Genomic DNA, 20196 nt, shown 5'->3' with positions numbered 1-20196 from the left:
GCGCCGCCTCTCAGGCGGCCCTGCCCAACTCGATGAGCTTCGAGATCGTATTGAAATTGCGCGTCGTGGCAGGCACCTTGAGCCTGCGCTCGATGAAATTGTTGTTCGCCCTGAGATCGCTGTACTTGGTCGCGCACAGCACATACGCCATGTCTTCGATCACGCTTACCTGGTCGGGCTCGTGCCCAAGCGCGAGGAACGACGCGACCAGCTCGTCCTGGGGCCGGTCGGCCAGCAGCGTGAAGTAGAGCCTGGCGGGATCGGCGCCCTGGTAGGGGTTGCGCTCCAGCGCCCGCTCGAAGTAGCGGACCGGACGGGCCAGCACCTTGATGTCGCCGCCGAAAGTATCCTTGATGACGCCATGGACCAGGGTTTCGACGGCGGACCCGCCCAGTCTGGTGGAGGCGAGGACGTTGCCGCTCTGGATATAGGCCCGGACGTTGTCCAGGCCCGCCCGTTCCAGCGCAGCCCGCAGCGGCGCCATGAGCACCTTGTTCTTGCCCGTGGGCATCACGCCGCGCAGCAGGATGATCGTTGTTTGCATGGAACCGGGCCGCCGGGCGGCCGCGTGGGGAACAAGCCCGGAATCTTACCTGCCGCGGCCCGGGGATCAATGCCGATGGCGCCAGTTCGAACGGCCGTGGCCCCGGTAGCTGTCATGGCCGCGATAGTCGGTGCGGCGGTAGGAATGGCCGCGCCCGCGGTCGCGGTCCCAGTGGCGGCGGCCCCGGCGGTCGTCGTCGTCCGTGATGACATTGCCCAGCACCCCGCCCGCGGCCGCGCCGCCCAGGGTCAGCCAGGGGTCGCCATCGGACAGCAGGGCGCCGGCCACGCCGCCCAGCCCCGCGCCGATGATGGTGTTGCGGGTCTGCTTGTCCGCCATGGCCGCAGTGCTGACGCCCAGCGCCAGCACGCCCGCGAGCAGGGCTTGGATCAGTCGTTTCGTGATGGGCATATTTATTCTCCTGTGGCGGGCCGCTCCCGCCTTGCATGGGGATTGGCCCGCAAATCACTATCACGGAGGCAAGGTATCACTTCAGCTGTGTGTCAGTCCTGCTGCCTGGGATACCGGGTGTATAAGCTGTTTCAGTCGCTTTCTGTCTACACTGGGCCAACCGTCCAACCGTCCCGACCGCCGAACCCCATGGCTCCTCGCGCACCCCGCGGCACCCAGGCACCCGCCCCGCCACTGCAGGACCCCGCCCTGCTGCGCCGGCTGCTGCGCGCCAGGGACCGCATGGATGCCGCCTCGCACGAGGCCTGGCCCGTCGAACGCCTGGCCGCGGTCGTCGGCGTCACGCAAGCCCATTTCGCCCGCTCGTTCAAGCAGGCTTTCGGCGTCCCGCCGCACCGCTATCTGCTCACGCGCCGCATCGAGCAGGCGACGGCCCTGCTGCGGGACACCTCGCTCAGCATCACCGACGTCGCGTACGCCACCGGTTGGGAAAGCCTGGGCTCCTTCGGCCGCGTCTTCCGCGACATCACGGGCCTGAGCCCCGGCGCCATGCGCCGCCAGGCCCGGGCCGAGGCGCATGCGCTCGGCCACATTCCCGCCTGCGTCCTGAAGGCCGCGCAGCGTCCCGACCTCAACATCGCAGTTTTGGAGAAGCGCCGCCGCACGGCCGACGGTACATTGCCGCCATCAACCCAGGAGGTCTCATGAACCAAGGAATCAGCGTGGTGGGCTTGTATGTGGACGACCAGGACGAAGCGCTCGCGTTCTATGTCGGGAAACTCGGATTCAAGGTCCACACGGACGTGCGCAACGGACCGTACCGGTGGCTGACGGTCCAACACCCGGAGCAAGCCGCCTTCCAGCTCGGCCTGTTCAGGCCGGGCCCCCCCATCCACGACGACGCCACGGCGCAGACCCTGCTCGCCATGGTCGCAAAGGGCGCCATGCCGCCTCTCGTCCTGCACGTGGCGGACTGCCGGGCCAGCCATGCCCGGCTGAAAGCCAGCGGCGTCGAATTCACCCAGGAGCCGATCGAGCGCTACGGCAGCGTCGACGCGGGGTTCCGCGATCCCGCCGGCAACGGCTGGAAAATGATCCAGGCGCCGCGGGACGCGGCATAGGCGCCCGCCCGGCGCCGTCACCCCGAACTCGGGCTCGGGCCCGGCGCCGCGCCGCGGCGGTCGCGCGTGCCGAACCAGACTCCCGACAGCACGAGCACGAAGGCGCCGACGAGGCGCCAGCTGAGGGAATAGGAGGCGCCCAGCAGTTCGATGGCCACCGCGGTGATGGGGGCCAGCGCCTGGAACGCCATCACGCGGCTGGCATCCAGGCGGCCCAGCGCCCACAGCAGGCAGAAATAGCCCAGGCCGCTGGACAGCCCGATGAACGTGACGTTGGCCCATTGCACGGCCGACAGTTCGGGCACCAGCGGCGCTCGCCTCAGGAGGCAGACCGCGGCAAGGAACAGGACCGAGACGAACATCGCGAACGCGCTGACGCACAGCGCCGGATACTTCTTGAGATAAGGGCGGTACAACAGACTGCATGCCGCGCCGAGGAATGTCGCGCCGAACAGCGACGCCCAGGCCGGGAGGTCCTGCCCCCCTTGCATGGGCGCGGCGGACGGCGCCAGCAGGACGGAAATGCCGAGGACCGCGACGCTCGCCCCAGCCATCCGCGGCCAGCTGAAGCGCTCGCGCCCGGCGCCGATCGCCAGGCACATGGTAAGCAGCGGCACCGTGGAGAACACCAGGGCGCAGGTGGCGGCTGGCAGTTTGGCGAGCGCATGGTTCAACAGCAGCATCAGCAGGGCGAACTGGAGAATCCCCAGGCCCGCCACGGCAAGCAGGTCCCGGGCAGCAAAGCGCGCGGACCAGCGGCGCAGCGCCGGCGGCGCCAGCAGCACCAGCCCGATCGCGTAACGCAGAAAGGCCAGGGTTTCGGCCGTGGTGTCGGCCGAAACCGTCCGCGTGGACACCATGGCCGCGCCCACCAGCATTCCGGTCAGCGCGGCCGCGCAGGTCGCCTTGGCGAGATCGTTCATGGTCGGCCCGGCCCCTGCCCCGGCCGCGCCGGAGCTCACAGATCGCGCGCCCAGACCTGGCCGATCAGGTCCTGGCCGAAACTGTGATGCGGCGCTTCCTCGATCAGCTGGAACCCCGCCTTCTCGTAGATCCGGCGGGCGTCCGCCAGCACGCTGTTCGTCCACAGCACCATGCGGGAATAGCCCGCCTGCTTCGCGAAGCGCAGGCATTCCTCCACCAGCCGGCGCCCGATGCCCAGCCCGCGCGCGCCGGCGTCGACGTACAGCAAGCGCAGCTTGGCCGTCGTCTCGTCCTGGCGCACGACGAAAACCGACCCGACCATCTTTCCGTCTTTCTCGGCGATCCAGCAGCGCTCGCAACTGCGGTCGAAATCGCGGATGAACTTGGCCACGATTTCCGCGACCAGGGCTTCGTACTCGGCGTTCCAGCCGTATTCTCGGGCATACACCATCGCCTGGTTGGCCACCACCAGGCCCATGTCGCCGGGCAGCGGATCGCGCAGCACGTAACCCGCGGGGGGCTGGTCGCCGAGGAGATTCTGGATATCGTTCATGGCATCGACCAGCTGCGCCTGCGCCGGTTCCGGAAGTTGCTTGAGGACTGCGATGACTTCATTGCGCGACGCGTCGTTCAGCGGGGCGAACGCGGCGCGCCCTTCCCCGGTCAGCTCCAGTTCGGCCACCCGGGCGTCCGCGACGGACCGCGTTTTGACGATCAGGCCTTTTTTTTCGAATCCGGAGATCACCCGGCTGACGTAGCCCGCGTCGAGGTTCAGCTCGCGGCAGAGGTCCGACGTGCTGAGGGCGGGCCGGTGCGCAAGCTCGTAGAGAATGCGCACTTCGGTGAGCGAAAACTCGCTGGCCAGCAAGTGCTCGTGCAGCACGCCGATGTGCCGCGTGTAGAAGCGGTTGAACCTCCGCACCGCCTCGGCGCGCTCGTACAGTGTCTGGTCGGGCATGGCCGCTCCTGATATTTGCCTTAAGCACATTATTACTTGCCTAAAGCAACTATTCAAGAGATACGAAAACCGGGGAAACGGCGCTAATCTGGCGAACTCGATCCCTCGTCCGCACAGGAATGTTTCCATGTCCTATCTGCTTTTCATCGTCGAACCGGTAGGCCAGCGCGCCCAACGCACGCCCGAGGAGGGCCGCGAGGCCTACGCGCAGATGGTCGGCTACGCCGAGGACCTGAAATCCCGCGGGCTGCTGGTACGCGCGGAATCGCTGAAGTCGGAGTCGGAAGCCGTGCGGCTGCGCATCCGCGACGGCGAGCGTTCGCTGATGGACGGCCCCTATGCCGAGGCCAAGGAGATGATCGGGGGATTCTTTCTGCTGACCTGCGAGACGCGCGAAGAAGCGCTGGCCCTCGCGGCCGAATGCCCTGCCGCGCAATGGGCCACGGTGGAGGTCCGGGAGCTGGGGCCGTGCTTCATGTAGCCGCCGCCCCCAAGCGGCGGGCCCGCCATAACGGCGGACCCGCCGTCAGCGGTTCAACAGTTTCCTTTCTTGGCCTGCCCGGGCGGGCAGAAGCCGCCGCGGCCGCCTCCGTCGTGCGGATCGACGATGACCGCCCCGCTGGGGGTATATACGGCGCAGCCCGAAAGCAAGGACGCCACCAAGGCAAGGCTACAGAGGATTTTCATATCGCTATTCAAAGTTACGGACGCTGGGAGTGTAAGGAGGCCCGCTGAAACCAGGCCTGAGCCTTCGTAACAATCTGCTCGGGCATGGCCCGCCGCGACACCCCGGAGCCTAGTGCTTACCCTAGGTTTTCCATTTTCCTGTCGATTCGGCGAGTTGCGATTCGTCGTGCCTGTACAAGCCCCGGAACAGCGGGGTTCTGTAGTCCGAACCAAGGAGATTCAGCAATGCGATTCATGATCCTCGTGCGGGCCACGCCCGACAGCGAAGCCGGCGTGATGCCGGAAGAAGGCATGCTCGCCTCAATGACGACCTATCACGAAGCCCTGGCCAAGGCAGGCGTGCTGCTGGACGCCAATGGGCTGCAGCCCTCGTCCAAGGGCTGGCGCGTGCATTACGAAAACGGCCAGCGTTCGGTGGTGGACGGGCCGTTCGCGGAGACCAAGGAATTGATAGCCGGCTACACCATGATCCAGGTACGCTCGCGCGAAGAAGCGATGCAATGGGCGCTGCGCTTTCCCGAACCCTTCATCGGCCAGCCCTGCTCGATCGAAGTGCGCCAGATGTATGAACTGGACGATCTCGGCCCCAGCGTAGCGGTCGAACGGTTTCGGCAGCTTACGGGCAACGGCCGCTGAGCGGCCGCCCTCACCACACAACAACCCTACGGAAGCCACGCGCCATGCCCAAGCAAATCTTCGTCAATCTCGCCATCGCCGACATGCAGAAATCGCAGGCCTTCTTCAAGAGCCTGGGATTCACGTTCAACCCCCAATTCACCAATGACCAGGGCGCTTGCATGGTCGTCAGCGACGACATCTACGTCATGCTGCTGGTGAAGGATTTCTTCCAGACCTTTACCGGCAAGCCGGTGGCCGACGCCACCCAGACCACCGAAGTCCTGATCGCGCTGTCCTGCGACAGCCGCGCCGAAGTGGACGAGCTGGTGGCCCGCGCGCTCGCGGCGGGCGGCACGGCGCCGCGCGAGCCGCAGGACCATGGCTTCATGTATGCGCATGGCTTCGAGGACCTGGACGGCCACGTCTGGGAACTCGTGTACATGGTTCCCGGCGAAACGCCCGCCGTATGACGACGCAGGCGGCCACGCATCGCGCCATCGAGGCGGTCTGGCGGATCGAAGCCGCCAGCGTCATCGCCGGCGTCGCGCGCCTGGTGCGCGACGTCGGGCTGGCAGAAGAACTGGCGCAGGATGCCCTGGTCGCCGCCCTGGAACGCTGGCCCGAAACCGGCGTGCCGGACAACCCGGGAGCGTGGCTGATGACCACCGCGAAGAACCGCGCCCGAGACCGCTTGCGGCTGGACGCGCTGCATACGCGCAAGCATGAGCAGATCGGCCATGAGCTGGAAGCCCTGCAGGCCGACGTGGAGCCCGATTTCGTCGATGCGCTGGACGCCGCAAGGCAGGACGACATCGGCGACGATCTGCTGCGCCTCATGTTCACCGCCTGCCATCCGCTGCTGTCCACCGAGGCGCGGGTCGCGCTGACGCTGCGGCTCCTGGGCGGGCTGTCCACGGCCGAGATCGCGCGCGCCTTCCTGGCCTCGGAATCCACCATCGCGCAGCGCATCGTGCGGGCCAAGCGCAGCCTCTCCGCCGCGCGCGTGCCGTTCGAGGTGCCGCGGGCGGAGGAACGGACGGCGCGCCTGGCCTCCGTGCTCGAAGTCATCTACCTGATCTTCAACGAAGGCTATTCGGCCACGTCCGGCGCCGACTGGACGCGCCCCGCCCTGTGCGACGAGGCCCTGCGGCTGGGCCGCATCCTGGCGCAGCTCGCGTCCGGGGAAGGCGAAGTGCATGGTCTGGTCGCGCTGATGGAATTGCAGGCTTCGCGGCTGCATGCGCGCGCCGACTCGCAGGGCCGGCCGGTGCTGCTGATGGAGCAGGATCGCGGGCGCTGGGATCCGCTGCTGATACGGCGGGGCCTGGCGGCGCTGGAACGCTCGGACGCGCTGGGCGGGGCCCGCGGCCCCTACGCGCTGCAAGCCGCGCTGGCCGCCTGCCACGCCCGGGCCCGCGCGCCCGAAGACACGGATTGGCCGCGCATCGTGGCGCTGTACGACGCTCTTGCCCAGGCCCAGCCTTCGCCCGTGGTGGAGCTGAACCGCGCCGTGGCGGTCGGCATGGCGTTCGGCCCACAGGCCGGGCTGGACCTGGCCGACCAGCTGGCGCGGGATCCGGCGCTGGCCAACTACCATTGGCTGCCCAGCGTGCGCGGCGACCTGCTGGCCAAGCTGGGCCGCCAGGCCGAGGCCCGCGTCGAGTTCGAGCGCGCCGCCGGCATGACGCGCAACGCGCGCGAACGGGAATTGCTGCTGGAGCGCGCCGAGGCCATGCGCGCGGCCGGCTGAGGCGCCGGCGAATCCCGCCGCCCCGCCCGCGCCCCGGCGTGCTTAAATTCCATCCATGCATCCCGCCCACGCCGTTCCGCCGGACCTCGCCGCGCCCGCCATGCCGGGCGTGCCGGCGGCGTTCGACCATCCCGGCGACCGCGCCGAATTCAGGCAGCCGGCGCACCTGCCCGGGGTGGAGCTGTACCGCGCCCACATCATCCGGCACGCCTTCGAGCCGCACACCCACGAGGCCTATGGGCTGGGCGCTATCGAAGCCGGCGTCGAACGCTTCCGCTACCGCGGCTCGGACCATCTCGCCCCGCCGGGGTCGGTGGTCCTGATGAATCCCGACGAGCTGCACACCGGGCGCGCCGAAACCGAAGGCGGCTGGCGCTACCGCATGGCCTACCTGGATCCCGGCGTGGTGGAACGCGTGACCGGCGACAGCGGCTGGTGGTTCGACGCCGCGGTGGGCGCCGACGCCGCTCGCGCGCAGCGCATCACCGCCCTGCTCGATGTCTTGTGGCGGGCGCGCGAACCGCTGGCCTTCGACAGCGCGCTGTACGCCCTGCTGTCGGAGTTCCGCCCCCACGCCCGCATGGACCGGCCCGCCCGGGCCGAGGGCGCGCCGCGTTTCGCGCAGGTCATCGACTACCTGCGCGCCCATCTGTCGCGGCGGCTGACGCTGGATGAACTGGCGGCGGTGGCCGGGCTCAGCCCCTTTCATTTTCTACGCCGGTTCCAGGCGCACTATCACGCCACGCCGCAGCAGATGCTGATGGCGCTGCGGCTGTTCGACGCCAAGCGCCGGCTGGCCGCGGGCGAGCCGCCCGCCCAGGTGGCGCTGGCCGCCGGCCTGACCGACCAGGCCCACCTGACCCGCGCCTTTTCGCGCCGCTACGGCGTCACGCCCGCCCGCTACCAGAAACAAGTCCGATCCTGATCCCCGGACAGCAAGCTGGTACAAGACGCGCCGGCTCCGCGCCGGCTAGATTGGGGCCTGACCGAACTGGAGCGACTCGTATGTGGGCAGGAACCCTTTACGCCCTGGCCGCCGGCCTGATGTGGGGGCTGGTGTTCGTGGGCCCCTTGCTGTTGCCGGAGTATCCGGCGGCGCTGCAATCGGTGGCGCGCTACCTGGCGTTCGGCGTGATCGCGCTGCCGCTCGCCTGGCTGGACCGCCACGCTCTGCGCCAACTGAGCCGCGCCGACTGGGTCGAGGCGCTGAAGCTCGCCGCCATCGGCAACCTGTTGTATTACCTGTGCCTGGCCAGCGCCATCCAGCGCGCAGGCGGCCCCCTGCCCACGATGCTCATCGGCACCTTGCCCGTGGTGATCGCCATCAGCGCCAACCTGCGCAACGCGCGGCGCGACGGGAAACTGCCCTGGAAGCGGCTGGCGCCCTCGCTGGCGCTGATCGCGCTGGGCATCGCCTTCGTCAACCAGGTGGAACTCCAGGCCTTGCGTCAGGAGGCCGACGCCGACTTGCGGCGCTATGCAGTCGGCGGTTTGCTGGCGCTGGGCGCGGTGGCCTGCTGGACCTGGTATCCGCTGCGCAATGCGGACTGGCTGCGCGCGCACCCCGACCGCAGTCCGCGCACCTGGGCCACCGCCCAGGGCGTGGCCACCCTGCCCCTGGCCTTGGCGGGCTATGCCGCGCTGTGGGGCGGCATGGCGGCGGCCGGCAGCGCCTTTCCCATGCCGGCGGGCCCGCGGCCCGAGGTGTTCCTGGGCCTGATGGCCACCATCGGCCTGTTCGCGTCGTGGCTGGGCACCCTGTGCTGGAACGAAGCCAGCCAGCGCCTGCCGACGGCGCTGGCCGGGCAGCTCATCGTGTTCGAAACGCTGGCGGCCCTGGCCTATGCCTTCATCCTGCGCGGGCAGATGCCGCAGCCCTTGACCCTGGCCGGCATCGCCTGCCTGATGATCGGCGTGCTGCGCGCCGTGCGCGTCAAGCCCGAACCGCTGTCCGCCACGGCCTAGGGCCGGTTCACCCTAGACGATCTCCGGCAAGCGGCGCAGATCGTCGATGACCTCCGACGCGCCTTCGTCCAGCAGCCGCTGGCGCTGGTCCGGCCCGTTGTGCGATGCGCCCACGAAACCGATGGCGCGCATCCGCGCGGCGCGCGCCGCGCGCACGCCGGGCACGCTGTCCTCCACCACCACGCAGTCCAGGATCGCCGCCCGCATCTGCCGCGCCGCGAACAGGAACACGTCCGGCGCCGGCTTGCCGCGCGCCACCTGCGCCGTGCTGAAGACGTTGGGAGCGAAGGCGTCCCACAGGCCCACCATCTTCAATGCCGTCTCCAGCTTCGCGGGCATGCTGCTGGAAGCCACGCAGACCTGCACGCCGCGTTCGCGCAGCGCCGCCACCGTTTCGGCCGCGCCAGGCAGCGCGCGCAGTTCCTGGCGGAACGTGGCTTCCAGCCCGTCGGCGTACTGCCGCGCGAATCCGTCCGGCAGGCTGCGCTCGTTTTCCTGCTGCAGCGTCCGCCACATGTCCGCGTCCGGGATGCCGGCGAAGCGGCGCGCCGCTTCCTCGGGCGTGATGGCGATGCCGTGGGCGGCCAGGGCCCGCGACTGGGCGCGCGCCGCGATGATCTCGCTATCGATCAGGACGCCGTCGCAATCGAAGATGACCAGGCGGGGGGCAGGCGTATGCATGATGGCTCCAGGGAAAGGGACCTCCATGATATGCCCGCCGCGTGACAGCCGGGCTATGGGCCGCGCGCCCTACAGCCCGTTGCCCTTCAATCGCCGCAATCGCCACGCCAGCGCCACGCCGCCCAGCCCGGCCGCCGCCACGATGAAAGAGGCCGCGGTCCAGCCGTAGCGGTCGATCGCGCCGCCCACGGCGAGCGGCCCGATCACCTGCCCCAGGTTGCTGCCTTGCATCACCAGCCCCACGGACGCCGCCGTCAAGCCGGCGCGCGGCGCCAGCAAAGGCGCGGTGCCCAGCAGCGTCGCCGGGATCAGGCCGCCCACCGCCGAGAACACCACGCAAAGCAGGAAAGTCGGCATCGCGGGCAGCACCGAACGGAAAATCAGCAACGCCACCAGGCCCATCGCCACGCTGGCGCAGGCGATGAGCGTGGACCGCCGCCAGCCTCGCGCCAGCAGCACGCCCGCCCCCAGGTTGCCGATCACGTTGGCGGCGCTTGCGATCGCGCTGTACAGGCCGGCCGTGGCCAGCGAAAGGCCCAGTTGTTCGGTCAGCAGAATGGGCAGGAACGTGAACAGCGCGAAGAACATCAGGCTATAGAGCATGAACGACAACGCCAGCAGGCTGGGCCCCGCCGCGCCCACCGTATCCACCGTGTCCTGCCGCAGGCCCCGCCACGACAGGCGCGGCCCGGCCTGCGTGGCCGGCGCCAGTAGCGCCACGCAGGCGAGCGCCACGATCACCGCCGCGCCCGCGCACCACCAATAGGCCCGCCAGTCGCCGAAGGCCTGCGACGCCAGCATCGCGATCGCCATGCCCGCGGGCATGTAGCAGCTCCACAGCGCGAACGCGAAATCGCGGGTGGACGCCGACACCATGCGCTGCAGGGCCGCCGGTCCCGCCACCGTGATCATCAGGAAACCCAGGCCCTCGACCACGCGCGAGGCCAGCAGCACGCCGTAGGCCGGCGCCATGGCGCCGATGGCCGCGCCCGCCGCCGTCGCCGCCAGCCCGGCCAGCAGCATGCGCCGGGCGCCGTAGCGGGTGATGACGCCGCCCGCCGCGATCCCGCCGAACATCCCCAGAATGGAAAACACGGCCGCCAGCGCCCCGATCGATGCCAGGTCCAGCCCCAGATCCTTGCGCAGCAGCGGCGCGGCGATGATCAGCTTGCCCACCTGCAGCGCGGCCACCACGCCCGCCCCCACGACGGCCAGCACCGCCGGCCAGCGCGTTCCTTCCTTGCCCATCCCTGTCTCCCCTCGTTCGAAACCTTGCCAGCATGCCAGCGCGGATCGATTCCTGTAAGTGATAATCTTCTGATGAAAATGATCGATTAAATGGATCAGGCGGCACGATGATAGACGCCCTCACCCTGGACCAGCTCCGCGTGTTCGCGGCCGTGGCCGATGCCGGCAGTTTCCGCGCGGCCGCGCGCCGCCTGTCCCGCGTGCAGTCGGCCGTCAGCCACGCCATCGCCAATATGGAATCGCAGCTGGGCGTGGCGTTGTTCGACAGGAGCGGCCACCGCCCCGTGATGACGCCGCAGGGCGCGGCGCTGCTGGTCAACGCCCGCGACATCCTGTTGCGGGTGGACGCCATGCGCGCGCGCGCCCAAGGGCTGGGCGAAGGCGTGGAACTGGAGCTGTCCCTGGCGGTGGACACCCTGTTTCCGATAGCGGCAGTCGGCGCGGCCCTGAACGCCGTGCGCGCGGCCTACCCTTCGGTCGCCGCCCGGGTCTCCGTGCTGCCGCTGGGCGGCCCGGTGGAGGCGCTGCTGACGCGCAGCCACACGCTGGGCGTCATCGCCGGCGAGCATTTCCGCCACCCGCGCATCGCCATGCAGGCGCTGTCGTCCGTGCAGATGGTGGCGGTCGTGGGCGCGGGGCATGCCCTGGCGCGGCACGTGGCCGCGGACACGCCGTTGAGCCCGCCTGAACTCGCGGACCACGTGCAGATCGTGCAAACGGATCCGTCCTCGCTGACGGAAGGCCGCGACTTCGCCGTGCTGTCGCCGCAGACCTGCCGCGTCAGCGGCCAGGACGTCAAGCACGCGCTGATCGTGGCAGGCGTGGGCTGGGGCCGCCTGCCGCTGTGGCAGGTGGAACGCGACCTGGCCGAGGGCCGGCTGCTGCGCCTGCCGACCGACAGCCTGGGCCGGGGCAGCCAGGTGGCCACCGAAACCTATCTGGCGCACCGCATCGACCAGCCCCTGGGGCCGGCGGCCCGCGTGCTGGCGGCCGCGCTGCGCGCCGGAGCCCATCAGGACTCGGCCGACGGCCGGGCGTAGCTCACGCCCATCCCGGCGCGCACGTCGTTCTGGATGCCGTAGGGCGGTATCGGATAGCGCAAGCCATTGGCCGACAAGGCCTTCATGCCTTCGATCGCGATCGGCAGGTAGCGCGGCGGCAGGGCCATCAGCATTTCCTCATCGGGCACGCCGCCATAGCGGCGCTCGGCGAAACAGGGCAAGGACAGGCTGGGTTCGCCGGTGGCCAGCGCCCGGCCCCAGGAATCCGCGCAGGCCGTCTCCCCCACCACGCTCCAGTCGAAGCGGCGGTAGTCCTTCCATTGCAGACCGTTGATCAGGATGATCATTTGGCCCGGGGTGGCGTAGACCAGGCAGATATCGGGAGGATCCAGCCGGCCCGAAGCCAGGGGCGAGACCACCATGCCGCGGTACTTGCCGGCGGGCACGCAGGACAGCGCCGCCTGGCGGGCGCGGGCGTCCTCAGGCGTGGCGTGCCACACGCCCACATAGTCCTTGCCGCTCTTCCAGGCCTCGTCCTGCGGACCCAGGCCGATGACGGCGCGGCATTGTGCGCCGACCAGATCGTCGCCGGTAATGCCCACCGTCCATCCCAGGCGTGCCGCCATGCCCACGATCTGGTCGGTGGTGTGCGTGGCCTGCGGGCGCCGCAGGCCCTTCACCGCCGCCATGTCCTCTACACGCTCATAGAGCTTCATACCGATGACCGTGGTCTTCAGGCGCAGCAGCCTGTTCAGTTCATCGACCAGCAATGCCCAGTTCAGTGTCGTCTCTTCCATGCCCGTCCTTTGGACTGTTGTGCGCGGCTACGGCCGCGATGCCGCGGGCGATCCGCTGGCTGCAACGACTATACCGAATCGGAGGGCCGGCCATGGACGCGGGCGCCGAAGCGCCGGCCCGGCTTACGCGCCGATCGAGCGCAGGGCGCGTTTGCAGATGCGCTCGGTCGCGGCGCAAGGCTTGCCCGCGGACCAGCGCGCGCACACGTCGCGCACCCAGTCCGGACGGTCCTTGCTGGCGTCGTTCAGCCAGTTCGCGACCGAATCCTGCACGTACAAGGCCGGGTCCGCGCGCAAAGGCTCCAGAATGGGCAGCGCCATGCCCGGATCGGCCTTCAGCGCCGCGATGTGCGCGCACCAGACGCCGCGCGGGCGCAAGGATTCGCTCGCAAAGCGCCGGACCCGCTCGGAAGCGTCTCCGGTCCAGGGCCGCAATAGCCGCAGCGCCTCGTCCAGTTCGGCCGCCAGGTGCGGACGGACCGCCAGCCAGGCCCATTCCCGCACGCCGAAGTGCCCGTCGTCGGCCAGCGGACGGATCCGGTCCAGGCGCTCGCCCAAGGTCATATCCGGCATGGCGCCCGCCATGAAGCAGGCCCAGCCGCGCACGGTATCCGAGCGATGCGACTTCAATTCCTCGAAGCCCGCCGCGCCCAGCCGTTCGGCCAGGATATGCGCCGCCAGCGCCATGCGCCGCGAGATTCCCAGCCCGGCCTGCGCGCGCATCGTGCCGACCGCGTCGGCGCCGGCCTGCGGCGCCACGGCCTGCATCAGCGCGGCGAAATCCACCGCCAGGCATTCGGTCAGGGTGGCGGCCGGTTCCCCGGCGTTGAGTTGCGCCAGGCGTTCCCGGGCGATGTCCTTGACGCCCCGGCCCGCGGGCCGGGCGGCAAGCGGCTTGGCCTTGCTCATGACTGCCCCTCCCGAGCGGCGGCGCGGCCCGCGTCCGTGGACCGCCAGATCCGCGCCAGCAGTTCGCGCAGGCGCGCCCGGTCCGGATCGTCGAGCTCCGCGAATAACGAGCCGATCCAGTCCGTGTGCTCCTTGAACAGGCGGGCCGCCGCCGTCCTGCCCTTGGCGGTGAGCGTCACCCTGGTCTTGCGGCGATCCTCCTGGCCGGGCTGCCGCGACAGGAAGCCGTCGCGCTCCAGCCCGTCCAGCAGCCCGGTGACCGTGGCGCGCGTAACGCCGGCGCCGTCGGCCAGTTCATGCGGCGCCAGCCCGTCCGCCTGCTCGTGCAGCAGGAACAGCAACACGAATTTGCCTTCGGACAAGCCGCGCGGCGCCAGCCGGGCGGCGCAGTCGCGGTCGATGGCCGCGGCCAGCGACAGCAGCTGGAAACACAGGCCGATGCCGTCGGCCGAAGACAGGCCCCGCTCCGCCGCCACGCCCAGTAGCGCGCGGTGTTTGGGCTCCAGCATGTGCTGCGCGTCGTGCATGGGAAGGCGCCTTGGAAGTGAACGGAAATATATAGTAAGGCGCCTAACCATATTCACGCAAGCCTCGAACCAGGGCTGCAGCCGCTATCATGGCGACTGGCCCAAGCCCCTCGGTATCCGCCCATGCCTGCCCCCTCCGCCAGCGTGACCCTGCGCCGCCTGCGCGCGGACGACGTGCCCATGATTCTCGCCATGGAGTCCGACCCTGAAGTCATGCGCTACAGCACCGGCGTCAAGCCCGCCACCGAGGCGCGGCGCCAGGAATTGTTGGACTGGCTGCGCGAACCGCCTACGGATATCGGGCATTGGGCCGTGGTCACGCAGGACCGCTCGGTCGGCTGGATCAGCCTCACGCCGCTGGAAGGCACCGGCGGCATCCAGCTTGCCTACCGCCTATGCCGCGCAGCCTGGGGCCACGGCTATGCCAGCGACGCGGGCCGCCAGCTCTGCGCCTATGCCTGGCGCTCGCTGCCCGTCGACGAGCTGGTCGCCGTCGCGTGGCCACGCAACCTCGGCTCGATCCGGGTGCTGGAGAAGCTGGGATTCGCGTTCAGGGGCATGGAGCAGCACTATCAGCGCGAGACCGCCGTCTATTCGCTCGCCCGCTCGGAAGCTTGACCTCGCGAGGCTCCTGGCGCCGGGGCAAGGCCTCGCGCCGCGAGCCCCTCCCCGGCCTTACCGGTACAGCACCGTCGGCAGCCACAGGCCGATCTCCGGGAACACGTATAGCAGGAAGATCGCGATCACCTGGATGCCCATGAACGGCATCATGCCCATGAAAATCTGGTTCAGGGTGACGTGCGGCGGCGAGACGCCCTTGAGATAGAAGGCGGACATCGCGACCGGCGGCGACAGGAACGCCGTCTGCAGGTTCAGCGCCACCAGCAGCCCGAAAAACAGCGGATCGATGCCGAAGGTATTGAGCAGCGGCACGAAGATCGGCATGAAGATCACGATGATCTCGGTCCACTCCAGCGGCCAGCCGAGGAGGAAAATGATGATCTGGGCCAGCAGCAGGAATTGCAGCTGGGACAGTCCCAGCGAAAGCACCCATTCCTCGATGATGCGCTGCCCCCCCAGCAACGCGAAGGCGGCGGAGAAGATCGACGAGCCGACGAACAGCCAGCACACCATGGCGCTGGTCTTGGCGGTGAGGAAGACCGACTCGCGCAGCACCGGCAGGTTCAGGCGCCGGTACGCCAGCGCCAGCAGCGCGCCGCCCATGGCGCCCATTGCCGCGGCCTCGCTGGGCGTGGCCAGGCCGAAGGCGATCGAGCCCAGCACCGCCGCGATCATCACGGCCAGCGGGAAGAACGAGGACATCAGCATCTTGAAGATTTCAAGGCGCGCCCACGTCAGCATCGCATAGAAAACCAGCATGGCCACCGCGCATATGCCCGCGAATATCCAGAACCCCATGGGCGCGGCGACGCCGCCGCCAGCCTCGGCCGGCGCGCCGGGCGCTTCGGGCGCGGCTGCGCCTGCGGCGGCGGCCGGCGCAGCGGGCGTGCCGGGCGGCTCGGACAGGCCCCCGCCCGCCGGCGCCTCGTTCGAAGGCGGTTCGGCCAGCTCGCCCGATGGCGGCTCGGCCAGCCCCCCGGACGGCGGCTCGCTCAGGCCCGAGTCGAAATCCCCCGAGCCCAGCTGCAATTCCGCGGGAATGTCGTACACCACCTCCGGCCGCGTCGTGGCTTGGTAGACCACCGCCACCAGCAGCACCGTGACCGCCAGCGGCGCCAGCGCCATCGCCATGTAGCGCAACAGCGCGCCGAACGGCACGTCGCGGTTGCGGCGCCCCTTGAACAGGGCCGCCACCATGCCCGACAGCGCGCGCACGTGCCCGCCCGAGGCCAGCGCGGCGGATTCGGGGGACAAGGGCACGCCGCGTTCCTCCATGGGCAGCGGCGGCGCCATGTCGGGACGGATCTTGGCCACGAGGACCACGTAGAGCATGTACAGCGCCGCCAGCATGATGCCGGGGAACAGCGCCCCCGCGTACAGCTGCACGACGGACACGCCGGTCGTCGCGCCGTACACGATCAGCATCACCGACGGCGGCAGCAGGATGCCCAGGCAGCCGCCCGCCGTGATGGCGCCCGCGGTCAACCGGACGCTGTAGCCCGCCTTCAGCATGGCGGGCATGGCCAGCAGGCCCATCAGCGTCACCACCGCGCCGACGATGCCCGTGGCGGTGGCGAAGATCGCGCATGTCGCCAGCGTGGCCACCGCCAGCGCCCCGGGCACGCGCGCCAGCGCCAGGTGCATGGACCGGAAGAGCTTTTCGATCAGGTTGGCGCGCTCGACCAGATAGCCCATGAACACGAACAGCGGGATAGAGATCAGCGAATCGTTCGTCATCGTGGCGTACGTGCGCTGCACCATCAGGTCCAGCGTCTGCCCGATCGAGCGGCCCGGATCGGAACTCTGCATGTAGTACGCCAGGAACGTGAACAGCACGCCCATCCCCATCAGCGTGAACGCCGTCGGAAAGCCCAGCATGATCGCCACCACGATGAGGGCCAGCATCAGCAGGCCTATGTGCCCGGTGGTGAGATGGTCCCAGGGCGTCAGGAACACGATCATCAGGATGACCAGTCCGATGCACGACAGGCCGAACCACAATGCCTTGTGGATCTTCATTTGCGAGGCTCCCCGGTTGTGACATAGCGGTCCAGACGGGCGATGTCCTCGTCCTTCACGTGCACCATTTCCTTCAGCTTGTCGACGTCCACTTCCTCGACGTCCTCTTCACGCGAAGGCCAGGCGCCGCGCCGCAGGCACAACAGGCAGCGCATCGCTTCCGCCACGCCCTGCACCAGCAGGACCGCGCCCGCGATCGGGATGAATGCCTTGAAGGGATAGATGGGCGGTCCGTCGGCCATCAGCGAGGAATGCTCGCGGATGGCGATGGAATAGCCGGCGTAGTACCAGCCCGCCCATACCAGCGCTATCACACCGGGAAAGAAAAATACGATGTACAGGGTGAGGTCCAGGCCCGCCTGCACGCGCGGCGGCAGGAAGCCGTACAGGATGTCCCCGCGCACGTGGCCGTTCTTGGCCAGGGTGTACGCGCCGGCCATCATGAAGAGGATGCCGTAGTACATCATCTGCAGGTCGAACGCCCATGCGCTGGGCTGGTTCAACAGGTAGCGCGCGGCCACCTCCCAGCATACGTGCAAGGTCAGGATGACGATCAACCAGGCAAAGGCCTGCCCGACAAAAGTGGAGATACGGTCTATGAAACGTATGATTCGGATCATCTGACGTCCTGGTCAAGGCGCATGGCGCCACAGCGCGCCGCTGGACGGCGCGCTGCGTGGGATACGGGTGCGTCGGTCTTTCGAGGCACGTGACACCCGAAGCCCATCAAGCAGACGTTCTCTGCGCGACAAGATTGCTCTGCCCAATCATGCTCTGCCCAATCCGGGGCACCGCGGACCCGGCTCTGCCGGTCCGTCGGTGCCGCCCCCGCGAGCGGGTACGGAGCGGGACTCAGGCCTTGTTGCTGCGCGAGAAGTAATGGTTGTAGGCCATGCGGAAGTTGACCGAGGTATCCCCGTGCCAACGCCCCACCCGTTCGGCGAAGGCGCGTTGCGACTCCAGCACCTTCTTGAACAGGGGGTTCTCGGCCGAGCGTTTGGCGATCATCTCGTCCCAGATCTTCAGCTGCTGCTGAAGAATCGCGTCGGGCGTCTTGTAGAACTTCACGTTGTGCTCCTTCTGGAGCTTGATGTAGTCCTGCGAATAGCGGTTCGCGGCCTTCCAGGACATGTCCGCGCTGGAGGCCTGCGCGGCATAGCTCAGGATGTGCTTCAGATGCTCGGGCAAGGCGTCGTACTTCGCCTTGTTGAACAGGATCTCGAATTGCTCCGCGCTCTGGTGGAAGCTCTGCAGCATGCAGATCTTGGACACGTCCTGAAAGCCCAGCGCCAGGTCCGAGGACGCATTGTTGAATTCGGCCCCGTCCAGCAGGCCGCGGTCCAGCGCGGGCACGATTTCACCGCCCGGCAGCGCGTTGACCGCCGCGCCCATGGCCGTGTACATGTCGATGGCCAGGCCCACGGTGCGGAACTTGAGGCCCTTGACCTCTTCCATTTTCGTGACCGGGCGCTTGAACCAGCCGAAGGGCTGGGTCGGCATCGGCCCGTACATCAGCGACACCACGTTCACGCCCATGGCTTTCTGGATCTCGACCAGCAGTTCCTTGCCGCCGCCGTACTCGTGCCAGGCGAGCAGCATGTTGGCGTCCATGCCGAAGGACGGGCCGGACCCCCACAAGGCCACCGCCGTGTTCTTCCCGTACCAGTAGGCCACCACGCCGTGCCCGCCATCCAGCGTGCCCGCGGACACGGCATCCAGCAAATCGAACGCCTTGACCACGGCGCCGGCGGGCAGCACCTCGATCTTCAACTGGCCGCCCGCCATGTCGTTGACCTTCTGGGCGTAGTCGCGGGCGAACTCGTGGAAGATGTCGTTGGCGGGCCAGGTACTCTGGAAACGCAGGGAAATCGGGGCATTCTGCGCGCGGGTGACCGCCGGGAATCCCAGCGCGGCGGCGCCTGCGACGGCGGCGCCAGAGATGAACTTGCGACGGGGCTTCGTAACGTGTTGCATGGCTTGTTGTCTCCTGAAAGGACTACATGGACCAGCTTGTAGTTACTTCTCCTGCGTGGACGCGGGATGGCGACGCCTGCTGCGCGTTCCCGGTACCGGGCTGCGGATGATGCGAAACTGTGTGCTGATTAAACCTTTCTGACTAATCGCTGACAATCAGCTTTATGTCAGGACTTACCCTAGACACGGGATTAGCGCTTTAGTAGTAGGCGCCGTGCCCGGGAAGCCTTGAAGAGCGGGACAAGATCGTGCAAGGCTTGGCCAAGCACCGGCTCATCACGGTCAGGCGCGTCAGCGCCAGCGGCGACGGCTCGCCGCCAGCCGGACGAGAAGCCCGAGGGCGCCTGCAGCCGCAAGGCGCTCACCAAAAAAAAGGCCGCGCCTATTACATGCACGGCGCGGCCCGCATCGGTTCCGATGTGGTCTATACGGCGAAGTTCTGCGCTCCCGGCCTGCAGGCCGGCAAACACCTCACCCACTCCAAGCCGCTCAAGAATCCGTTCGACGACAATCCCGATGCGGTCTCGGCGGTGAAGTTCGAATGGCGGCAGGAGCGCGCCACCGCGGACTGGGCGGCGGATCCCGTTTTTCATCCCTGGATATCCGGGGTTCCCTTCGAGCACCGGCCGGACGAGTGGCAGACCCGGCACACCGTGCTGGAACGGAAAAACGGCGTGTGGGGCCTGGGAGACTGGCCCCATACGACCCGCTGGTACGCATGCCGGCGCCGCGAAGGCGCCGGCGCATCGGGCCTACCCCGCCGACGATTCCGCCGGCATCTTGCCCGCGGGCGCGTCGCCGGCCTCTTGAGCCGGACGCCGCACTACCCTGAGCTTGCCGCTTTCGCCGCCGCCGCAGAAAAAGCAACCGGCGCCGTCCGACTCCAGGCCGGACACGCCCGTACCCGCGGGCATCTCCACGCTTTGCAGCACCTCACCCGAGCTGGCGTCCACCTGGCGCAGCTCGCTTGCGCCGTTTTCCCAGGTGCCGTGCCACAACTCCCCGTCCACCCACGTCACGCCGGTGACATAGCGGTCCGACGCGATGGTGCGCAGCACGCGGCCGCTTTCGGGATCCACCTGGTGGATCTTGCGCTGCGGGTACACGCCGACCCACAGGCTGCCCTCCGCCCAGGCCAGGCCCGAGTCCTCGCCGGCGCCCGGCGCGGCAATGGTGGACAGCACCCGGCCGCTGGCGGGATCGATCTTCTGGATGCGCCCGTCGGCGATCTGGTAGAGATGCTTGCCGTCGAAGGCCGTGCCGGCGCTTGCGGCCACCGCGATCTCGCGCGGCGTGGCGCCGCTGTCGGGGTCCATGGCCAGCAGTTTCTCTCCCACGGCGAACCACACCTGGCGTCCATCGTAGGTCAGGCCGTGCACGGCCTGCACGCCGGGAAAGGGACCATATTCACGGATGATTTGAGCTTGAGAGCGTTTCATGT

At 68.7% G+C, this 20196-nt stretch carries 24 protein-coding genes; 10 read left to right on the top strand and 14 right to left on the bottom strand.

The features are described from left to right. Nucleotides 1-10 precede the first annotated feature (10 nt). Nucleotides 11-544, bottom strand: a complete 534-nt coding sequence (locus ACN6PJ_RS00785; RefSeq protein WP_427993985.1) for a DUF1697 domain-containing protein — start codon at nt 542-544, stop codon at nt 11-13. Nucleotides 545-610: 66 nt separating this feature from the next. Further along, complete coding sequence (locus ACN6PJ_RS00780; RefSeq protein WP_427993984.1) at nt 611-955, bottom strand: glycine zipper 2TM domain-containing protein; 345 nt, start codon at nt 953-955, stop codon at nt 611-613. 189 nt (nt 956-1144) lie between these two features. Between ACN6PJ_RS00780 and ACN6PJ_RS00775 the strand changes: the two genes are divergently transcribed. Continuing rightward, on the top strand, nt 1145-1663 hold the full coding sequence (locus tag ACN6PJ_RS00775) for a helix-turn-helix domain-containing protein (protein WP_427993983.1): 519 nt from the start codon (nt 1145-1147) through the stop codon (nt 1661-1663). Then, nucleotides 1660-2076 carry a VOC family protein gene (locus ACN6PJ_RS00770; protein ID WP_427993982.1) on the top strand — a complete coding sequence of 139 codons (417 nt, stop codon included), beginning with the start codon at nt 1660-1662 and terminating at the stop codon, nt 2074-2076. The genes ACN6PJ_RS00775 and ACN6PJ_RS00770 overlap by 4 nt, the downstream gene beginning before the upstream one ends. Before the next feature lie 17 nt (nt 2077-2093). Here ACN6PJ_RS00770 and ACN6PJ_RS00765 read toward each other — a convergent pair whose 3' ends face one another. Beyond that, complete coding sequence (locus ACN6PJ_RS00765) at nt 2094-2999, bottom strand: DMT family transporter (protein ID WP_427993981.1); 906 nt, start codon at nt 2997-2999, stop codon at nt 2094-2096. A gap of 35 nt (nt 3000-3034) precedes the next feature. Continuing rightward, the gene (locus ACN6PJ_RS00760) at nt 3035-3958 is read right to left on the bottom strand and encodes a bifunctional helix-turn-helix transcriptional regulator/GNAT family N-acetyltransferase (RefSeq protein ID WP_427993980.1); all 924 of its coding nucleotides are present in this window, start codon (nt 3956-3958) and stop codon (nt 3035-3037) included. Between the two features lie 127 nt (nt 3959-4085). On the opposite strand from ACN6PJ_RS00760, the gene ACN6PJ_RS00755 reads away from it, so the two are divergent. The 6 genes from ACN6PJ_RS00755 (at nt 4086) to ACN6PJ_RS00730 (ending at nt 8978) form a co-directional block, all read left to right on the top strand. After that, nucleotides 4086-4439 (top strand): YciI family protein, encoded by a 354-nt coding sequence (locus tag ACN6PJ_RS00755; RefSeq protein ID WP_427993979.1) that lies wholly within the window; start codon nt 4086-4088, stop codon nt 4437-4439. A 431-nt stretch (nt 4440-4870) separates the two neighbouring features. Further along, entirely contained in the window at nt 4871-5281 is a 411-nt protein-coding gene (locus ACN6PJ_RS00750; RefSeq protein ID WP_427993978.1) for a YciI family protein, read from the top strand. A 44-nt stretch (nt 5282-5325) separates the two neighbouring features. Beyond that, nucleotides 5326-5733, top strand: a complete 408-nt coding sequence (locus ACN6PJ_RS00745) for a VOC family protein (RefSeq protein ID WP_427993977.1) — start codon at nt 5326-5328, stop codon at nt 5731-5733. Further along, nucleotides 5730-7013 carry an RNA polymerase sigma factor gene (locus tag ACN6PJ_RS00740; RefSeq protein ID WP_427993976.1) on the top strand — a complete coding sequence of 428 codons (1284 nt, stop codon included), beginning with the start codon at nt 5730-5732 and terminating at the stop codon, nt 7011-7013. The genes ACN6PJ_RS00745 and ACN6PJ_RS00740 overlap by 4 nt, the downstream gene beginning before the upstream one ends. Nucleotides 7014-7113: 100 nt before the next feature. Continuing rightward, nucleotides 7114-7938, top strand: a complete 825-nt coding sequence (locus ACN6PJ_RS00735) for an AraC family ligand binding domain-containing protein (RefSeq protein ID WP_427994455.1) — start codon at nt 7114-7116, stop codon at nt 7936-7938. A gap of 80 nt (nt 7939-8018) precedes the next feature. Continuing rightward, the gene (locus ACN6PJ_RS00730) at nt 8019-8978 is read left to right on the top strand and encodes a DMT family transporter (RefSeq protein WP_427993975.1); all 960 of its coding nucleotides are present in this window, start codon (nt 8019-8021) and stop codon (nt 8976-8978) included. A 12-nt stretch (nt 8979-8990) separates the two neighbouring features. Here ACN6PJ_RS00730 and ACN6PJ_RS00725 read toward each other — a convergent pair whose 3' ends face one another. Together ACN6PJ_RS00725 and ACN6PJ_RS00720 are read right to left on the bottom strand one after the other, a co-directional pair. Further along, nucleotides 8991-9659 (bottom strand): HAD family hydrolase, encoded by a 669-nt coding sequence (locus ACN6PJ_RS00725; protein WP_427993974.1) that lies wholly within the window; start codon nt 9657-9659, stop codon nt 8991-8993. Nucleotides 9660-9728: 69 nt separating this feature from the next. Continuing rightward, nucleotides 9729-10907, bottom strand: a complete 1179-nt coding sequence (locus ACN6PJ_RS00720) for a CynX/NimT family MFS transporter (protein WP_427993973.1) — start codon at nt 10905-10907, stop codon at nt 9729-9731. A 107-nt stretch (nt 10908-11014) separates the two neighbouring features. Here ACN6PJ_RS00720 and ACN6PJ_RS00715 point away from each other — a divergent pair, with 107 nt between their 5' ends. After that, nucleotides 11015-11947: a LysR family transcriptional regulator gene (locus tag ACN6PJ_RS00715; protein ID WP_427993972.1), complete on the top strand. Its 933-nt coding sequence runs from the start codon at nt 11015-11017 to the stop codon at nt 11945-11947. Here the strand turns inward: ACN6PJ_RS00715 and ACN6PJ_RS00710 are convergent. The 3 genes from ACN6PJ_RS00710 to ACN6PJ_RS00700 form a co-directional block, all read right to left on the bottom strand. Then, complete coding sequence (locus ACN6PJ_RS00710) at nt 11920-12705, bottom strand: DUF169 domain-containing protein (RefSeq protein WP_427993971.1); 786 nt, start codon at nt 12703-12705, stop codon at nt 11920-11922. The genes ACN6PJ_RS00715 and ACN6PJ_RS00710 overlap by 28 nt on opposite strands. Before the next feature lie 123 nt (nt 12706-12828). After that, on the bottom strand, nt 12829-13614 hold the full coding sequence (locus ACN6PJ_RS00705) for a DNA alkylation repair protein (RefSeq protein ID WP_427993970.1): 786 nt from the start codon (nt 13612-13614) through the stop codon (nt 12829-12831). After that, nucleotides 13611-14141 (bottom strand): MarR family winged helix-turn-helix transcriptional regulator, encoded by a 531-nt coding sequence (locus tag ACN6PJ_RS00700; protein ID WP_427993969.1) that lies wholly within the window; start codon nt 14139-14141, stop codon nt 13611-13613. The genes ACN6PJ_RS00705 and ACN6PJ_RS00700 overlap by 4 nt, the downstream gene beginning before the upstream one ends. Nucleotides 14142-14264: 123 nt before the next feature. Between ACN6PJ_RS00700 and ACN6PJ_RS00695 the strand changes: the two genes are divergently transcribed. Further along, nucleotides 14265-14759 carry a GNAT family N-acetyltransferase gene (locus ACN6PJ_RS00695; RefSeq protein WP_427993968.1) on the top strand — a complete coding sequence of 165 codons (495 nt, stop codon included), beginning with the start codon at nt 14265-14267 and terminating at the stop codon, nt 14757-14759. Between the two features lie 57 nt (nt 14760-14816). On the opposite strand, the gene ACN6PJ_RS00690 is transcribed toward ACN6PJ_RS00695, so the two are convergent. The 5 genes from ACN6PJ_RS00690 to ACN6PJ_RS00670 form a co-directional block, all read right to left on the bottom strand. After that, on the bottom strand, nt 14817-16781 hold the full coding sequence (locus tag ACN6PJ_RS00690) for a TRAP transporter large permease (RefSeq protein WP_427993967.1): 1965 nt from the start codon (nt 16779-16781) through the stop codon (nt 14817-14819). After that, entirely contained in the window at nt 16778-17401 is a 624-nt protein-coding gene (locus ACN6PJ_RS00685) for a TRAP transporter small permease subunit (protein WP_427993966.1), read from the bottom strand. The genes ACN6PJ_RS00690 and ACN6PJ_RS00685 overlap by 4 nt, the downstream gene beginning before the upstream one ends. Before the next feature lie 232 nt (nt 17402-17633). After that, nucleotides 17634-18755 (bottom strand): TRAP transporter substrate-binding protein, encoded by a 1122-nt coding sequence (locus ACN6PJ_RS00680; protein WP_427993965.1) that lies wholly within the window; start codon nt 18753-18755, stop codon nt 17634-17636. Between the two features lie 191 nt (nt 18756-18946). Beyond that, nucleotides 18947-19348 carry a hypothetical protein gene (locus ACN6PJ_RS00675; RefSeq protein WP_427993964.1) on the bottom strand — a complete coding sequence of 134 codons (402 nt, stop codon included), beginning with the start codon at nt 19346-19348 and terminating at the stop codon, nt 18947-18949. A gap of 159 nt (nt 19349-19507) precedes the next feature. After that, complete coding sequence (locus ACN6PJ_RS00670; RefSeq protein ID WP_427993963.1) at nt 19508-20194, bottom strand: glutamine cyclotransferase; 687 nt, start codon at nt 20192-20194, stop codon at nt 19508-19510. Nucleotides 20195-20196: the final 2 nt, after the last annotated feature.

It is taken from the genome of Achromobacter sp., from assembly GCF_050285585.1.
Taxonomy (GTDB): Bacteria; Pseudomonadota; Gammaproteobacteria; order Burkholderiales; family Burkholderiaceae_B; genus Achromobacter.
This window is presented reverse-complemented; position numbering and strand designations above follow the sequence as displayed.

Excerpts from the sequence above, each read along its gene's own strand:
- ACN6PJ_RS00785 (WP_427993985.1), bottom strand. The coding sequence starts at position 544 with ATGCAAACAACGATCATCCTGCTGCGCGGCGTGATGCCCACGGGCAAG.
- ACN6PJ_RS00780 (WP_427993984.1), bottom strand. The coding sequence starts at position 955 with ATGCCCATCACGAAACGACTGATCCAAGCCCTGCTCGCGGGCGTGCTG.
- ACN6PJ_RS00775 (WP_427993983.1), top strand. The coding sequence starts at position 1,145 with ATGGCTCCTCGCGCACCCCGCGGCACCCAGGCACCCGCCCCGCCACTG.
- ACN6PJ_RS00770 (WP_427993982.1), top strand. The coding sequence starts at position 1,660 with ATGAACCAAGGAATCAGCGTGGTGGGCTTGTATGTGGACGACCAGGAC.
- ACN6PJ_RS00765 (WP_427993981.1), bottom strand. The coding sequence starts at position 2,999 with ATGAACGATCTCGCCAAGGCGACCTGCGCGGCCGCGCTGACCGGAATG.
- ACN6PJ_RS00760 (WP_427993980.1), bottom strand. The coding sequence starts at position 3,958 with ATGCCCGACCAGACACTGTACGAGCGCGCCGAGGCGGTGCGGAGGTTC.
- ACN6PJ_RS00755 (WP_427993979.1), top strand. The coding sequence starts at position 4,086 with ATGTCCTATCTGCTTTTCATCGTCGAACCGGTAGGCCAGCGCGCCCAA.
- ACN6PJ_RS00750 (WP_427993978.1), top strand. The coding sequence starts at position 4,871 with ATGCGATTCATGATCCTCGTGCGGGCCACGCCCGACAGCGAAGCCGGC.
- ACN6PJ_RS00745 (WP_427993977.1), top strand. The coding sequence starts at position 5,326 with ATGCCCAAGCAAATCTTCGTCAATCTCGCCATCGCCGACATGCAGAAA.
- ACN6PJ_RS00740 (WP_427993976.1), top strand. The coding sequence starts at position 5,730 with ATGACGACGCAGGCGGCCACGCATCGCGCCATCGAGGCGGTCTGGCGG.
- ACN6PJ_RS00735 (WP_427994455.1), top strand. The coding sequence starts at position 7,114 with ATGCCGGGCGTGCCGGCGGCGTTCGACCATCCCGGCGACCGCGCCGAA.
- ACN6PJ_RS00730 (WP_427993975.1), top strand. The coding sequence starts at position 8,019 with ATGTGGGCAGGAACCCTTTACGCCCTGGCCGCCGGCCTGATGTGGGGG.
- ACN6PJ_RS00725 (WP_427993974.1), bottom strand. The coding sequence starts at position 9,659 with ATGCATACGCCTGCCCCCCGCCTGGTCATCTTCGATTGCGACGGCGTC.
- ACN6PJ_RS00720 (WP_427993973.1), bottom strand. The coding sequence starts at position 10,907 with ATGGGCAAGGAAGGAACGCGCTGGCCGGCGGTGCTGGCCGTCGTGGGG.
- ACN6PJ_RS00715 (WP_427993972.1), top strand. The coding sequence starts at position 11,015 with ATGATAGACGCCCTCACCCTGGACCAGCTCCGCGTGTTCGCGGCCGTG.
- ACN6PJ_RS00710 (WP_427993971.1), bottom strand. The coding sequence starts at position 12,705 with ATGGAAGAGACGACACTGAACTGGGCATTGCTGGTCGATGAACTGAAC.
- ACN6PJ_RS00705 (WP_427993970.1), bottom strand. The coding sequence starts at position 13,614 with ATGAGCAAGGCCAAGCCGCTTGCCGCCCGGCCCGCGGGCCGGGGCGTC.
- ACN6PJ_RS00700 (WP_427993969.1), bottom strand. The coding sequence starts at position 14,141 with ATGCACGACGCGCAGCACATGCTGGAGCCCAAACACCGCGCGCTACTG.
- ACN6PJ_RS00695 (WP_427993968.1), top strand. The coding sequence starts at position 14,265 with ATGCCTGCCCCCTCCGCCAGCGTGACCCTGCGCCGCCTGCGCGCGGAC.
- ACN6PJ_RS00690 (WP_427993967.1), bottom strand. The coding sequence starts at position 16,781 with ATGAAGATCCACAAGGCATTGTGGTTCGGCCTGTCGTGCATCGGACTG.
- ACN6PJ_RS00685 (WP_427993966.1), bottom strand. The coding sequence starts at position 17,401 with ATGATCCGAATCATACGTTTCATAGACCGTATCTCCACTTTTGTCGGG.
- ACN6PJ_RS00680 (WP_427993965.1), bottom strand. The coding sequence starts at position 18,755 with ATGCAACACGTTACGAAGCCCCGTCGCAAGTTCATCTCTGGCGCCGCC.
- ACN6PJ_RS00675 (WP_427993964.1), bottom strand. The coding sequence starts at position 19,348 with ATGAAAAACGGGATCCGCCGCCCAGTCCGCGGTGGCGCGCTCCTGCCG.
- ACN6PJ_RS00670 (WP_427993963.1), bottom strand. The coding sequence starts at position 20,194 with ATGAAACGCTCTCAAGCTCAAATCATCCGTGAATATGGTCCCTTTCCC.